13 protein-coding genes are annotated in these 14,827 nt (G+C 64.3%); 6 read left to right on the top strand and 7 right to left on the bottom strand.

What is annotated here, in order from left to right:
* Positions 1–37 precede the first annotated feature (37 nt).
* The 7 genes from KXR83_RS11075 to KXR83_RS11045 form a co-directional block, all read right to left on the bottom strand.
* The gene (locus KXR83_RS11075; protein ID WP_437424866.1) at positions 38–427 is read right to left on the bottom strand and encodes a VOC family protein; all 390 of its coding nucleotides are present in this window, start codon (positions 425–427) and stop codon (positions 38–40) included.
* Positions 428–789: 362 nt separating this feature from the next.
* Entirely contained in the window at positions 790–2,175 is a 1,386-nt protein-coding gene (locus KXR83_RS11070) for a bifunctional phosphatase PAP2/diacylglycerol kinase family protein (protein ID WP_437424865.1), read from the bottom strand.
* A gap of 62 nt (positions 2,176–2,237) precedes the next feature.
* Complete coding sequence (locus tag KXR83_RS11065) at positions 2,238–3,071, bottom strand: adenylate/guanylate cyclase domain-containing protein (RefSeq protein ID WP_437424864.1); 834 nt, start codon at positions 3,069–3,071, stop codon at positions 2,238–2,240.
* A 27-nt stretch (positions 3,072–3,098) separates the two neighbouring features.
* The gene (locus KXR83_RS11060; protein WP_437424863.1) at positions 3,099–4,337 is read right to left on the bottom strand and encodes a fatty acid desaturase family protein; all 1,239 of its coding nucleotides are present in this window, start codon (positions 4,335–4,337) and stop codon (positions 3,099–3,101) included.
* Between the two features lie 37 nt (positions 4,338–4,374).
* The gene (locus KXR83_RS11055) at positions 4,375–5,484 is read right to left on the bottom strand and encodes a ferredoxin reductase (RefSeq protein ID WP_437424957.1); all 1,110 of its coding nucleotides are present in this window, start codon (positions 5,482–5,484) and stop codon (positions 4,375–4,377) included.
* Between the two features lie 150 nt (positions 5,485–5,634).
* Entirely contained in the window at positions 5,635–6,753 is a 1,119-nt protein-coding gene (locus KXR83_RS11050; RefSeq protein ID WP_437424862.1) for a DUF475 domain-containing protein, read from the bottom strand.
* A gap of 103 nt (positions 6,754–6,856) precedes the next feature.
* Complete coding sequence (locus KXR83_RS11045) at positions 6,857–7,432, bottom strand: TerD family protein (protein ID WP_023959173.1); 576 nt, start codon at positions 7,430–7,432, stop codon at positions 6,857–6,859.
* Between the two features lie 310 nt (positions 7,433–7,742).
* Here KXR83_RS11045 and KXR83_RS11040 point away from each other — a divergent pair, with 310 nt between their 5' ends.
* From KXR83_RS11040 to KXR83_RS11015, 6 genes are read left to right on the top strand one after another with little or no spacing between them, the layout of a single operon-like run.
* Positions 7,743–8,876, top strand: coding sequence for a hypothetical protein (locus tag KXR83_RS11040; RefSeq protein ID WP_437424861.1), 1,134 nt, complete (start codon positions 7,743–7,745; stop codon positions 8,874–8,876).
* Complete coding sequence (locus KXR83_RS11035) at positions 8,873–10,114, top strand: HpcH/HpaI aldolase/citrate lyase family protein (RefSeq protein ID WP_437424860.1); 1,242 nt, start codon at positions 8,873–8,875, stop codon at positions 10,112–10,114. The genes KXR83_RS11040 and KXR83_RS11035 overlap by 4 nt, the downstream gene beginning before the upstream one ends.
* Complete coding sequence (locus KXR83_RS11030; protein WP_437424859.1) at positions 10,111–11,409, top strand: phosphoribosyltransferase family protein; 1,299 nt, start codon at positions 10,111–10,113, stop codon at positions 11,407–11,409. Before KXR83_RS11035 ends, KXR83_RS11030 begins: the two co-directional genes overlap by 4 nt.
* Complete coding sequence (locus KXR83_RS11025) at positions 11,406–12,536, top strand: cysteine protease StiP family protein (protein ID WP_437424858.1); 1,131 nt, start codon at positions 11,406–11,408, stop codon at positions 12,534–12,536. The genes KXR83_RS11030 and KXR83_RS11025 overlap by 4 nt, the downstream gene beginning before the upstream one ends.
* Positions 12,533–13,495, top strand: a complete 963-nt coding sequence (locus tag KXR83_RS11020; RefSeq protein ID WP_437424857.1) for an HAD family hydrolase — start codon at positions 12,533–12,535, stop codon at positions 13,493–13,495. Before KXR83_RS11025 ends, KXR83_RS11020 begins: the two co-directional genes overlap by 4 nt.
* Positions 13,492–14,814: a TerD family protein gene (locus KXR83_RS11015; RefSeq protein ID WP_437424856.1), complete on the top strand. Its 1,323-nt coding sequence runs from the start codon at positions 13,492–13,494 to the stop codon at positions 14,812–14,814. Before KXR83_RS11020 ends, KXR83_RS11015 begins: the two co-directional genes overlap by 4 nt.
* The last annotated feature ends 13 nt before the right edge of the window (positions 14,815–14,827 follow it).

Raw genomic sequence — 14,827 nt, 5'->3', positions numbered from 1 at the left:
CTGCACATAAACAGTTCCCGAACGGCGCCCGATCACCTCATTTGCCGGCGCGGGTATCCCGTCTCAACGGGTGATCCGCGGGCACCTCGACGATGATGATCTTCAGTCCGTCCGGGTCGGCGATGTGCATCTCCATCAGTCCCCACGGCTCGGTGCGGGCTTCGCGCAGGATCGCGACGCCCCGACCTTCCAACTCCGACCTCGTGCCGGCAATGTCGCGGACCTGCAACCACAGGACGCAGCCCGGTGACGGCTTGTCGCCTCCGCCCATGTGTGCCGCGACTTCGATGAGGGCGGTACCCGCGTGGAAGACGACGCCGCCGGGGTACTCCCGTGCGATGGCCAGACCCAGCTGATCCCGATAGAAGCGGACAGCCGCTTCGGGGTCGGAAGGCTGCACGATGACTCGACCGCTGAGTACCTCCATGGGTCATGTCTACCGGACCGTTCCGATCCCCCGAATGGTGCATGCCCCGAGGGCGAGGGAACGGCTGGTATTGATGGAAGGGTGAGACAAACGGGCGAAGCAACGTTGTGTTCGTCCGACCTGATCGAACAACCCTGAGGAGTCCGACCATGGGACAACCGATTCCCGCCCCGGACCGACCGATTCCCGAACCGGGGACCGAGCCGCCCACACCCCCGGTGCCGTCGCCAGAACCACCGCTTCCGACACCTGACCCGGTGCCGTCTCCCTCGCCGCAGCCGCCGAATCCCGATCCCTCCCCGGGTCCGACGATCATCTGAAAGATCAGAATCCACCCCGGTCCGGTCGGGCGTCGACGCGGGTCAGTGGTAGACGGTGAGCGCCAACGGATCGAGTTCCAGGTCGATGTGGTCGACCGGTCCGGTGACCTCGCCGTCGTGGGCGGTGAGGATCGGTCCCGAATGGGACTCGATCACCAGGTGATCGGCTTGGATCGCGCCGAGCACCCGAGCCCGCTCAACCGTGCCGAACAGTGATGCGGCGATTGCCGTTGTCCGCCCGAGACGACGGTCCGCTCGGAGGTATTGGACGTCGAGGACGCCGTCGGCAAGGCTCGATCGATTCGACGGGGTGAGGCCGCGGGGTCGGTACTCCCCGTTCCCGATGAAAATCGCCCACACCGAGCGGCGCTTGCCGTTGATGACGAGATCGAGCGGTTTGTGGCCGCTTAATGTCCGAAACAAGGCCACGGCGGCGGCGGGCCATTTGCCGATCCGGTGCTCCAACCGTTCACGAAGCCGCACCATCTCCGGATATCCGCCCAGGCCCGCAGTGTTCAGGAACAGACAGCCATTGATTCGTCCGACATCAACCGTGCCTGCCGAGCCGGCGACCACTGCCCTTGCGGTATCGGCGTACGTCTCAAGGCTCAGCGCGCGAGCAAAATGGTTCAGGGTGCCGGCCGGAAACACTGCGAGAGGGAGATCTCTGTCGATGGCGATCTGCGCCACGGTGGCGGCCGTTCCGTCTCCCCCGGCCACTCCCAGCGCACGCGAGTCGTCTGAAATCTGTTCGTCGAGTGGGTAATCGGGATCCCAGTGCACGATCTTCGCATCAGGTAAGAGAGCGAGGATGCGAGTGTCGGCGCCTGCCGATGACCCGGATTCCGAATTGAGGACAACGGTCAACCCCGCACCTCGTGGGAGCGCAGGAGCCGACCCGGGACCCGTCTGCGCAGCTGTGGTGGGCACCGCCGGCCACAGGCGTTGGCCGGCCAGGGCGACACCGCCACCGATGGCCGCCCCGGCGATCACGTCACTCGGGTAGTGGACGCCGACATGCACACGTGAGTACCCGACCGCGGCTGCCAGCGGGAACAGCACGGCGGCGGTCCGGGGGCGCTCGAGTGCTGCGCCGACGGCAAACGCGGCGGCCGAAGCGCTGTGTCCGCTGGGAAACGACGACGTCCACGGCATCCGAACCAGCGGATGCGGATGGGCGGGGTCCAACGTCGGCCTACGCCGCCCGATCAGTGGCTTGAGAACGGTGTTGGACACCAGACTGGCGCCCGCAAGCGAACCGAGTCCGCGTAGACCCGCGCGCCGCTGTCTTTTTCCGATCAGCGACATCACCACCGCGATGGCCATCCACAACTTGCCGTGGTTGGCCGCCAGTGTGAGCTGTCGCAGCGCGGTGTCAGACCAACTGGGGGCGATCACCGTGCGCCTTGCGTCTTTGGGTGAGAGCACCCTCGGAGTCTATGGCGCTGCCGGGCAACCGCAATGTTTTCGCCGGGTGCGTAGTCAGGCGGTCAACGTGAAAGGTCGGCCGAGTCGTCGTACCTTGGCAGGACTTCGTACACCACCAGATCTTTTGGTGTTCCCTTTGCCCGAAACCGTCTGCGCCGCTTGATGTACTTGGACTGGTCGGTTGCCGCGAGTGTTGCCTCCGTGGCGAGCACCTCGCCACCGGACGCCGCGTCGGCGACGCGGGCGGCGATGTTCACGTCGACGCCCAGGTAGTCGTCTCCGACGTGGCGTGGCTCGCCGGTGTGCAGACCGGCGCGTAACGCCGGGCGATATCCGTCCAATGTGATGGCACTGACGGCAAGGCCCGCCTCATGTGCGGCTTCGATCGCCTCGGCGCCGTCGGCGAACACCGCCATCAGACCGTCGCCGAGGTGTTTTGTGACGATGCCACCCCGCCGCTTGATGACCGCCGCGCTGGCGTCGTTGACCTGACGCAGGAGTTCGAGCACCGCATCGTCACCCGCACCCAGCGCCCACGTCGAGAATCCGACAAGGTCGGTGAACAAAATGGTGACCGGGCCATCGGATCGTGGCTTCCCGCTGCGGCGGCGGGTCACGATCGCCTGCCACGACTCGACGGCTGCCAGCGCCAACTCGCGGGTTGCACTGGCCCGCTCCCCGCGCGCCTGCGCGATCAGACTGGCAACTCGTTCCGAGTGCCTGAGCCGAGCAGGATCCACGTCGGGACTGGCACCAGGTACCGCTCGGCGTGCGGCACGGGCGACGCGAAGGACGTTGTCGTTGCTGTCGGCGCGAGACAAGAAGTCAGCAACCCGCCCTATGGACGGTCGCTGCCCTTCTGGGCGATCGCTGCCGCGGTTGTTGGCCTTACTCACAGCTCGAAGTCTAGGTGCACCGGTGTCCTACGCCACCTTCACCTTTGACTCGCGCAATTCACGCAGAGCGGTTCTCAGACCGCGCCGAGTGCCTGTCTGGGGATCGGAGGCGAACCCGGATTGCATGCCTTCGCGGATGTTGAAGCGAAGTTCGGAGGCCGTTTCCGGTGCGTCGTCCGCACTGGCAGACAGCAGAGCATTGGGCAGCGCAAGTTTCGCGATGGTCCGGAAGGTCAGCATGTACTGGTGCCACAAGGTCCCGGTGGTGTACGGCAGGTCGTACTTGTCACAGAGCTCGCGGACCCGGACGCCGATCTCTTCGTACCGGTTGCTGGGGAGGTCGGGGAACAGGTGGTGCTCGATCTGGTGACTGAGATTGCCACTCATGAATCGCATCAAGGTACCGGCCCTGAAGTTGGCGGACCCGAGCATCTGACGCAGGTACCACCGCGCCTGGTCCTCGTTCTCGTACTCCTGCACGGTGAACTTCTCGGCCCCATCAGGGAAGTGGCCGCAGAAGATGACCGCATAGGTCCAGTAGTTGCGGATGAAGTTTGCGGTGACGTTGGCCGCGATCGTGTGTTTCCAGTTCGGCCCACTCAACGCCGGGAAGATCAGATAGTCCTTGGCCGCTTGCTTCCCGACCTTGCGTCCGATCACCCGGAGGTCACGACCCACCTCGCGCAGGCTCTTCTCGCGTTTGCGAACCTTCTCGGTCTCGACATGATGAAGTGCGACACCGTATTCGAAGAAAGTGCCGAGAACGAGGTTGTACACCGGATTTCCGATGTTCCACCATTCCCACGGTTGGTCACGGGTGACCCGCAGGATGCCGTAGCCCACGTCGTCGTCCATCCCCACGATGTTCGTGTACTTGTGATGGATGAAGTTGTGTGAGTGCTTCCATTGACTGCTCGGGCACGTGGTGTCCCATTCCCACGATGACGAGTGGATTTCCGGGTCGTTCATCCAGTCCCACTGCCCGTGCATCACGTTGTGCCCGAGTTCCATGTTCTCGATGATCTTCGCCAAACCGAGCATCACGGTGCCCGCGGCCCACGCCGGCTTCTTGTTGCTCGCGAAGAGCATTGCGCGTCCGCCGACGGCCAGTCCACGCTGGATGGCGATCGCGCGACGGATGTACCGAGCGTCGGCCTCCCCGCGAGACTCCTCGATGTCTCGCCGGATGGCGTCCAACTCCGCGCCCAGCGCGTCGACGTCGGCTTCTGTCAGGTGTGTGTATCGGTCGATATCGGTGATCGCCACTGGTGGGATACCTCCTGTTGGTCTGGATGTGTGCAGGTCAGAGGTCGAGCGTGCATTCACCGGAGACCGTGCTGATGCACGTCTGGATCCGGTCTCCTTCTCGACGCTCATCTCCTGAGCGCAGATCCCGTACGTAGCCGCCGCTGAGCGGTACCACGCACGACTGGCAGATGCCCATTCGGCAGCCGAACGGCATCTGGATGTCAAGCCCTTCTCCGGCTTCGAGAAGAGTTGTCGCGCCGTCGATTTCGGCGGTCTTACCGGATTTGGCGAAGGTGACCGTGCCGCCCTCGCCGCCCTTGTCGGTGCGGGCGATCGCAAAACGCTCGATGTGGAGATGGTCGGAGCGCCCCGCTTCTTCCCAGACCTGTTCGGCGACGTCGAGCATTGCAACGGGACCGCAGGCCCAGACCTCGCGGTCACGCCAGTCGGGAACCAGCGGAGTGAGGTCGGCGAGGTCAACCTTGCCGTTCTCCCTGGTGAACTGCATCGTCAGTTTGTAGGTCGACGAATTCTCTTGCAGCGCAAGGAGCTCGTCGTGGAAGATGACACTCTCGCGGTCCGGTGCCGAGTGGACGTGGACGACGTCCGGCATGTCCCCTCGGTGCTGTAGCGCCCGCAACATCGCCATCACGGGTGTGACGCCCGAGCCCGCGGTGACGAAGAGGATCTTCTGCGGCGGCGGATTGGGTAGCGAGAAGTCACCTTTGGGTGCCGCCAGGCGGATCACGGTGCCAGGTGAGACACCGTCGACCAGATGGCTCGACAGGAAGCCATCGGGATTGGCCTTGATGGTCACCGAGATCACCTTGGCGTCACCGGCAATCGAGGTCAGCGAGTAGGAACGCCAGTGCCAGCGGCCCCCGACCTGCAGTCCGATACCGACGTACTGTCCGGGACTGTATCGGTGGCTGAAACCCCACCCGGTTTCGATGTCGACGGTGGCTGTGTCGTCGGTTTCCTTGCGTACGGCCACAATTCGGCCACGCAGTTCCCGAGCCGACCACAACGGGTTGAGCAGATGCAGGTAGTCGTCGGGCAACAGCGGTGTGGTGGCACGCGCCACCAACCCCCGCAAAACGTTCACCTGGGGCTTGGTTGCCTCGACCTCGGCAGCCGGGCGCTTACTCCACTTCAGCAGATCCACATGCACTCCGTTCGCAGGCACGGTGTCGTGGCGGAGGCTGAGAGCGAGATTGGCCACGACGGTGCAATGTGATTCGAGTGTACACATGTACACCGTGCAAACGGCCGTTTCGGATACCGGGCAGATATCCGAAACGGCCGTGTACGGGGACTACGTGGTGGTGACTGCGTTCTTTTCCGCTGCGTCCGTGGACGCTCCTCCGTCGCCGCCTTCACGCCTGTTCGCGAGAATGCTGGAGATGGCAGCCGCACCGATGAATGCGACACCGACAAGACCGGTGATGACCTCGTTGATGTGGTACTCGATGCTGACGAACAAGATGACCGCCAGTGCACCGATCGCCCAGTGTGCGCCGTGTTCGAGGTAACGGTATTCGGAGAGAGTTCCCGCTCGCACCAGGTAGACCGTGATGGAACGGACGAACATCGCACCGATGAAACCGAGACCCAGGGCGATGATGATCGGATCCGCCGTGATCGCGAACGCACCGATGACGCCGTCGAAAGAGAACGAGGCGTCGAGGACCTCGAGGTAGAGGAACAGGAAGAAGCCGGCCTTACCGGTCGCCTTCACCAGCTGCGACGGGCCACCGTCTGCCGCCGCTTGGTGTTCCTCGTCGAACTGCTCGGTGTGGAAGAGCGATCCCAGGCCGTCAACCGCGATGTAGGTGATCATGCCGAGGACACCGGCAACCATGATCGTGGCCCGGTGGTCGTCGTCGGCCAGGACCTCCGCGACCAGCACCAGAGTGCCTCCGGCGATGACAACTGCCAGCTGGTCGAGCTTTCCGAGAGTGGCCAACGGCTTCTCGAGCCAGGACAGCCAGGTGATCTCGCGGTCGGCGAGGATGAAGTTGAGGAAGAGCATGAAGAGGAACATGCCGCCGAACGCTGCGATCTGCGGATGCGCGGCGGTGAGTATCTCTTCGTAGGATTGCTGCCCCGATCCCTCCTCGGGAACGTTCATCGCCAGATCAAATGCTTCGACAGGGTTCAATCCGGCGGTTATCCAGACGATCACCAGCGGGAATGCGAGCCGCATGCCGAAGACGGCGATGAGGATGCCGATGGTCAGGAAGATCTTCTGCCAGAAGTCGCTCATCCGTTCCAGCACTGTGGCATTGATGACCGCGTTGTCGAAGGACAACGAGACCTCGAGGATGCCGAGGATCGCGCACAGTGCGAGCGCCGTCCAGCCGCCATACAGGAACGCCACGACAAGCGAGACGAGCGTGACCACGATCGAGATCCCGAATACGCGGATGACCACGCGGACTCCTTCTTTTGTTACGTATGAACAGCGCTATCGCGGACCCGTCGGGTTCCGCGATAGCGCTGGCGTGCAGATTCTGGCGTCGTTCTGACCAGTCGAACTAGACGTTGACACCGTAGTCGCGTGCGATTCCGGCCAGACCGGAGGCGTACCCCTGGCCGATCGCGCGGAACTTCCACTCGGCCCCGTTGCGGTACAGCTCCCCGAAGACCATTGCCGTCTCGGTGGACGCGTCCTCGGAGAGGTCGTAGCGGGCGAGTTCGTTTCCGTTGGCACGGTCGACAACGCGGATGTACGCGTTGCGAACCTGACCGAACGACTGCGAGCGGGCGTCGGCATCGTAGATGGAGACGGGGAAGATCACGGACTCGATGTTCGGGGGCATCGCAGCCAGATCGACGTTGATGACCTCGTCGTCACCTTCACCCTCACCGGTGGTGTTATCTCCGGTGTGCTCGATCGCACCGTCGGGCGAGCGCAAGTTGTTGAAGAACACGAAGTGCTGGTCCGAGACGACCTTCTTGTCGCCACCGGCGCCGATGGCGCTGGCATCGAGGTCGAAGTCCGTGCCGGTGGTGGAACGGATGTCCCAGCCGAGTCCGACCGCGACTGCGGTCAGGTTCGGAGCCTCCTTGGTCAACGAGACGTTTCCACCCTTGCTCAAGCTGACGCCCATGTCAGTAACCCTTTCGTGAGGTTGTTCCAAAACTTCGTAGAAGCAGACCACGATGAGCGGGTCCCTCCGGAGCCGCTCCTTGTGAGTAACCGTACGTGAAAGTGGACATCGGCGGGAGTGTGAGGACCATTCCCCGGAGCCGTTCGAATGACACGCCGGTGAGCGCAACTGTCCTGGGATCACGTTCGGCTCACCGGGTACCGGGCCCTGGTCCCAGTAGGATGCGGCTGTGGCCCGGGGCTGGTTTCGACGAGAGGACCGAAGCGTCGGTGGCAGGCCCACTGACGCCATCGACCGTGCGCGCAGCGACATGGTCAGTGCGTTTCTCCAACTCGATCAGCGCTTGTCCATCATCACCGACGGGGTCGAAGCCGCGGCGGCACTCGGCATGTCGGCTGAACTGGTCCGGGCATTCGCTCCGGTTCGCGAGGCCTGTTACGAGACCATCAACGACTATCTGACAATCAGCGGCCAGGACGCGGCCACAACCGCACCCGGCGATGTGCAGCGCACGATGGCCCGGATCATCGAAGCGATCCAGCTTCTCGACCGGTTCTATGAACGAAACTCCACCCAGCTCGAACACGCCCGGATCTCCTACGCCGCGGTCCCCGATGAAGCTGCCACGGCCCGAACACAGTCGGATCAATTGCTCACCCGGCTGAGCACGCTCCCCGCCGACCAACTCTCCTATACGTCGGTCAAAACAGCTCGCGAACAACACGATCAGGCCCGGTTGCAGCTGGAGGCGGCTCAACTCGACGTGTCGGGAGGGGGCGGCGACCGGGCCGGCCTGAGGAACAAGGCTGCCGCTCTGGTCGCCGCCACCGACAAGTTGAGTCAGGCGGTCGACCGTGCTCCGACCCGGGTCGGCGAGGCCACCGCTGCGCTCGCCTCGGTCCGGACGAGGTTGTCTGCGGTACGAAACCGCAGCGCACGCATGCCCGAGGCGTACTCGGCACTGCTGCGGGAGTTCAGCGCGGCGTGTTCGAAGGACCTGATCGGCCACGACCAGCTCAGCGCCCGGGACATCGACGCGGCAGCTGCTGAAATCGACACCGCCGCACAGGAAATAACGTCCGATCCGGAAGCCGCATTGGCGGCGATCACCCGCGCCCGTTCGGCTCTGGCAAACGCTGAGCATCTGGTGGACGGCGTCACCGATCGATTGAATGAACTTCGCGTGGTCCAGAAGGATCCGCCGGCCGCGGCCGGTAGGGTTCGCTTCCAGATCCGAGACGCCCAACTCCTGGCGGTGAATCTCGGACTGGTCGAGCAGTGGGGCTCGGTCCTCGACGCCCAGGTCTTGCGCGTGGACCGGGCCGTTGCCACACTGACCGGGCGGCACCCCGACTACTGGGGCTATCTGGTGGACCTACGGGCCATCTCCGACTTCGTGACCGGAGTCGTGAACAAGATGAAGGACGAGGCGCGGCGTTCATGACCGAGAGAACACTCACCGACGGCACAGACGGCAGCCGTGGTGATGGGGCGCAGTCCCATGCTGGGCCGATCAAACAGATTGAACATTTCGCCGATCTCGACCCCAATGAGCGAGAACGCCTCTTTCATCGGTTACCTGAACGAATCGATGTGGATGCGACTCCCGAACTCCTCAGCGTGGCCCTCGGTGCAACCCTGTACATCCCGGCGAATCGGGAGCGTTTGGCCGAGCTGATCCTCCGCCAGGCACGGAGTGGATCCACGTCCATGGTGATCGATCTCGAGGACGCGATCGCCGACCACGACGTGGAACTCGCGATGAGCAATCTGTCGACGGTGCTGGATGACTTGGCCCTCCGCGACGAACGGGTACCGATGTTGTTCGTCCGGGTGCGCCGCGCCGAGCAGATCGATGAACTCGTCGGGCGACTCGACGCAGGGGCCGGTGTGCTCTCCGGTTTTGTGCTGCCCAAGTTCACGGCAACCGATGGTGGTGACCACCTGGACCGGATCGGTGCCGCGAGCACGCGGATCGGACGGTTGCTGTACGCGATGCCGATCATCGAGTCGACCTCGGTCTTGCATCTCGAGTCGCGTGCATATGCTCTGGAGACCATTCGCCAGGTGCTGGCCCAGCACCGGGACAAGGTGCTTGCGGTGAGGATCGGTGGCACCGACATGTGTGGCGCGCTCGGGATCCGGCGTGACCCGGACCTGACCATCTATGACGTTCATCCGGTCGCCGAGGTCATCGGCTCGATCGTGAACGTGCTCGGGCGGGCCGACGGCACCGGGTTCACCATCACCGGGCCCGTCTGGGAGTACTACAACACCCACGACAGGATGTTTCGCCCGCTGTTGCGCCACACGCCTTTCGAGCAGATCGATGCAGTCCGGTTCCGCACGCACCTCGTCAGCCGAGACCTCGACGGGCTGCTGCGTGAGCTGGTATTGGATCGGGCCAACGGGTTGCAGGGAAAGACGGTGATCCATCCTTCGCACGTGAACGTCGTCCACTCGATGAGTGCGGTGCCGCACGAAGAGTACGTCGATGCGGTGGCGGTGCTCGGTGTCGATGACGCGGGCGGGGTCGAGCCGTCGGCGTATCGGAACAAGATGAACGAGCGGCGGCCCCATCGGAACTGGGCGGTCAAGACCCTGATCAGAGCGCAGATCTTCGGGGTACTGCAACCGGAGGTCGGCGTCGTGGACCTGCTCACGTCAGTGGTCGACCGATGAACGTCCCGACAATCGGCGACAAGTCGACAACGCTTGCAACCCCCTACGCCACAACCCGATTCGGCCTCGCGGCAACCCATGGGTCCGGGTACCGATCTTGGCGAGTCGAGGATCTGATCCGGCCTGGCCTGCGGCGCAATCCCCGGCGGGCACACCTCTGGGTGTCCACCGTCCTCGGTAAGCACATACCGGTCGCCCCGTCGGACATCTTCGCCGCGGCAGACGATCTCGGCGATCTGGCCGTACGGACACTTGCGGATCGAGAGCAGCGCGACGGGCTCGTCTTCGGGTTCGCGGAGACGGCCACCGGGCTCGGTCACGCAGTCGCCCGGCGAATCGACGCGACGCTGTACCTGCAATCGACGCGACGTAACGCGGCCGATGTGCCGGTGGCCGCGCGTTTCGAGGAGGGACATTCGCACGCGACCGACCATCTCATCGTCCCCACCGATCCTGCGGTTCTCTCCAGCGATCTTCCTGTGGTGCTCGTCGACGACGAGATCTCCACCGGTGCAACTGCATTGGACGCGATCCGTTCGATGCAAGAAATTCATCCGCGGTCGCTCTATGTCGTCGCGGCGCTGGTCGACATGCGAACGAGTGACGACATCGTGCGATGTGAGCAGCGTGCCGACGCGCTCGGGACATCGGTCGACTTCATCAGCCTTGCGCAAGGGGCGACTTCGATCCCGCCCGACCTGACCGATCGGGTGTTGCAACTCCCGGCACCCTCACCGCCCGTTGCGCACCAGAAGGGTCACGTCGAGCGACTGGACGTGGCATGGCCATCTCACGTTCCCGACGGCGGACGGTACGGATTCTCGCGGTCCGACTGGCCCCACTTCGATCGCGCGGTCACGGAGGTCGCGCAGCGAGTTGTCGGCCGCCTCGACCCCACCCGGCCGACAGTGGTCATCGGGCATGAAGAACTGATGTACCTCCCCCAGCGGATCGCGGCCGAGTTGGCCGAGTGGAGCCAAGCCCCGGTCTTGAGCCAGACCACAACCCGCTCACCGGCCCACGTCATCGACGACCCCACCTACCCCCTGCGTCGGGGGTACCACTTCCAAGCTCCGGAGCCCGATGACGCTCGAGACAGGTACCTGTACAACGCAACTCACGACCACGACGGCGCCCGGGTCGTGATGATCGTCGATTCTCCCGCGGACACAACGGCATTGAGCGAACCCGGCGGTCTGGTGGACGTGGTGAGCGCACGCGGTGACGACCTGCTCCTCGTTGTCGTCCCCGCGACCGACTACCAATTGCTGCGTGCGGCAAGGATGGACGGATGACCGAGCAGAGCGCCGTGAGGTACCAGGAGCCGCTCGTCGGACCTGATTTCGGCAGTTACGCCGCCGACGAGGTTCGTTGGCTGCTCAAAGACCTCTCGCACCTCGCGCTCGAGGGCGATGTCACCCTCCGCGAGAAAAGGATTCAAGCGGGTGTGGCTCACTACGCGGAGACTCTCCCGGTGGAGTTCCAGCCGGATGCGGCCTACCAGGAGTTGTTCCATCGAGTCCTGGCCGGCAGCGCGCGACGGTTGGCGGTAGCGGTCGGGGCGGTGACCGATCTCGTGCTGGCCGAACGAGGCTCTGACATCGTGCTGGTGTCGTTGGCCAGAGCCGGAACCCCGGTGGGAATACTCATGCGGCGCTGGGCGCAACGTCATGGTCTGGAGCTGCCCCACTATGCGGTCTCGATCGTGCGCGACCGGGGGATCGACGCGAACGCCATGAGATATCTGGCAGCCCACCACGACCCTGCGTCCGTGGTGTTCATCGACGGGTGGACAGGGAAAGGGGCGATCGCACGTGAACTCGATGAAGCGTTGACGCAGTTGGCCGCCGATGGTGGCCCGGTGTTCGACCCGGAGCTCGCCGTACTCGCCGACCCCGGCTCCTGCGTGCGCACATTCGGGACGCGAGACGACTTCCTCATCGCCTCGGCATGCCTCAATTCCACTGTCTCCGGGCTGGTTTCGCGCACCGTTCTGAACGAAGAGCTCATCGGTCCCGCCGACTTCCACGGGGCCAAGTTCTATGCCGAACTCGCCGATCAGGATGTCTCAGGGGTGCTGCTCGACGCGGTTACCCGGGAGTTCGATGCCGCCGCCGACGAAGCGGCGATCCGTCGGGCGGAGATCGAGGCATCTGATCGAACGCCGACCTGGTCGGGCTGGCAATCGGTGGAGGCCGTACGCGCGCACTACGGAATATCGTCGGTCAACTTCGTCAAACCAGGGGTGGGTGAGACAACGAGGGTCCTTCTCCGCCGGGTACCGTGGCGTGTTCTCGTCCGAACCCCGGACGACCCCGAACACGAACACATCCGAGTTCTCGCCGACGCACGCGACGTACCCGTCGAAGTGGTGCCTGACCTCGCATACAGCTGCATGGGATTGGTGAAAGAACTCCGGTGACATCCACAGACACCACGCCATCGACCACCGCGTCTCGACGTGCCCTGGTGACGCTGGATCTCGACCGTACCCTGATCTACTCGGCGCATGCGATCGCCGAAGGTGCCGGCCCAGGGGCAGATGCCGATGCGGTGCTGTCTGCAGCGCAGTGTGTGGAGATGTACCAGGGCCGTCCGCAGTCGTTCATGTCGACGATGTCGATGACCCTCCTCGGCGACCTGCACGCCGCCTCGGACGTGGTGCCGACCACCACCCGCACGATCGAGCAATATCGGCGGATCCGATTGCCGATCGGCGTTCCCCGCTTCGCCATCACCAGTAACGGCGGCAACATCCTCGTCGACGGCCACCCCGACCCGGAATGGAGCAGGCGGGTCGCCTCTCTGCTGGGCCGCCTCGCAGTGGGTGTGGACGAGGTGTATGCCCGCCTCGCGCAGGATACGGCCGACGCCCCCTGGCTGCGGACCATGCGGATCGCCGACGGGCTGTTCTGTTACGTAGTGGTGGAGCTCGATCTCCTTCCGCCGCATATTGTTCCGGCATGGGCGAGCTGGGCGGCGGAACTCGGCTGGAACGTGTCCCGCCAGGGCCGCAAGGTGTACGTGATGCCCGACCCCGTGACCAAGCAACTGGCAATCGATGAAGTTCGGACGAGACTCGACTCGCCCCCCGACGTGACGTTAGCCGCCGGCGACGGGGTGCTCGATCAACCGATGCTCGTCGCAGCGGATGCGGCGATCCGCCCACGTCACGGCGAACTGGAAGAACTCGGATGGGTTCATCCCAATGTCGCCGTCACCGCAGGGCGCGGTCTGGCCGCGTCGGAAGAGATGTTGGTCTGGATGCTGGAGCAGACAGGCACAATGGGGGGCATTGGCGAATCGGACATCCGCGCGAGCGCGCTCCCGGCCCCCGGAATCGCGAAACAATCCACACCCAACGAAGGGCTCAGGCGATGACAACAACTCTGGTCAAAGGACAAAACGGTCCGCTGTCCGCACCGACGGTTGAGATCACGGTCGACCTTGCCACCGCCGGCGACCTGTCCGCTCTGCTCGTCACCGACAGTGGCAAAGTCCGGACAGACGCAGACTTCGTGTTCTTCAACCAGCCGTCGGGACCGGGTGTCACCTTGCAGCCGGGGACCGGCGTAGGCACGTTGTTGATCTCGCTGGCTGCGGTGCCCGCCGACATCAGCCAGGTCCGAGCAGTGATCACGCTGGAGAACGGCACATTCGGCGCCGTCGCGCCGCCGGTCGCGCGGGTTTCCGCCGGTGGACAGTCGCTGTATGAATACCGCATCGACGGCTTGTCGAGTGAGTCCATCGTGATCGCGCTGGAGGTGTACCGCCGCGGCGGCGACTGGAAGGTTCGCGCGGTCGGACAGGGTTACGCGGGAGGATTCGCCGCACTCGTGACCGATCACGGTGTCTCGGTCGATGATGCCCCGTCGCCCGCTGCAGCGCCGCCTCCTCCCGCGCCTTCTCAGCCGGTGCAGAACACCGCACCCCCGAGCTACACCCGCCAACCGACCTCGGCCCCGCAGAACCCGCCGCAACAGAACTTCCCACCGCCCCAGCAGGCCGCGCCCCAGCAGCAGCCCGCTTACAACCAGCAACCTGGGTATGCCGCACCCCCGGCGCCGGCAGCGCCCGCCGGCAGGCCAGAGGTGAGTCTGAGCAAAGACCGCCCGGTGAGTCTCGCCAAGGGCCAACGCGTGTCGCTGAACAAAGAAGGCGGCGTGGCACTGACGAACATTCAGATGGGTCTGGGCTGGGACCCGGTGACCGTCAAGAAGATGTTCGGCAACCGCAGCGCCGACATCGATCTGGACGCGTCGGTGGTCATGTTCGCCGATACACAGGTGGCCGACGTCGCCTATTACGGTCAGCTCACATCGAAGGACGGCTCGATCCGCCATCTCGGTGACAACCTCACGGGCGAGGGTGAAGGCGACGACGAGGTGATCACGGTGGATCTCACGCGGGTGCCGATCCACGTGAACGCCTTGATCTTCATCGTCACCTCCTACCAGGGACAGACCTTCGAGCAGGTGCAGAACGCATTCTGTCGTCTGGTCGACCAGACCAACAAGGCCGAATTGGCCAGATACACGCTGGCCGGTGGGATGCCCTATACCGGTGTGGTGATGGCCAAGGTGTTCCGCGAGGGCGGCACGTGGAAGCTGCAGGCGATCGGCGAGGGCATCACCGCCCGTCACGCCGGTGAAGCGCTTCCGCAGCTGCAGCGGTTCCTGTCCAACGAGTACATGAGATAGCCCGCGAGGTCCG

The sequence above is a fragment of the Williamsia muralis genome (assembly GCF_051487485.1).
Classification (GTDB): Bacteria; Actinomycetota; Actinomycetes; order Mycobacteriales; family Mycobacteriaceae; genus Williamsia; species Williamsia muralis_B.
Note: the sequence above shows the minus strand (reverse complement) of the source record. Positions and strands in the feature narration are given on the sequence as shown.

Coding starts and splice junctions, on each gene's coding strand:
- KXR83_RS11045 (WP_023959173.1), bottom strand. CDS start 7,432: ATGGGCGTCAGCTTGAGCAAGGGTGGAAACGTCTCGTTGACCAAGGAG.
- KXR83_RS11040 (WP_437424861.1), top strand. CDS start 7,743: ATGGTCAGTGCGTTTCTCCAACTCGATCAGCGCTTGTCCATCATCACC.
- KXR83_RS11025 (WP_437424858.1), top strand. CDS start 11,406: ATGACCGAGCAGAGCGCCGTGAGGTACCAGGAGCCGCTCGTCGGACCT.
- KXR83_RS11015 (WP_437424856.1), top strand. CDS start 13,492: ATGACAACAACTCTGGTCAAAGGACAAAACGGTCCGCTGTCCGCACCG.
- KXR83_RS11030 (WP_437424859.1), top strand. CDS start 10,111: ATGAACGTCCCGACAATCGGCGACAAGTCGACAACGCTTGCAACCCCC.
- KXR83_RS11035 (WP_437424860.1), top strand. CDS start 8,873: ATGACCGAGAGAACACTCACCGACGGCACAGACGGCAGCCGTGGTGAT.
- KXR83_RS11075 (WP_437424866.1), bottom strand. CDS start 427: ATGGAGGTACTCAGCGGTCGAGTCATCGTGCAGCCTTCCGACCCCGAA.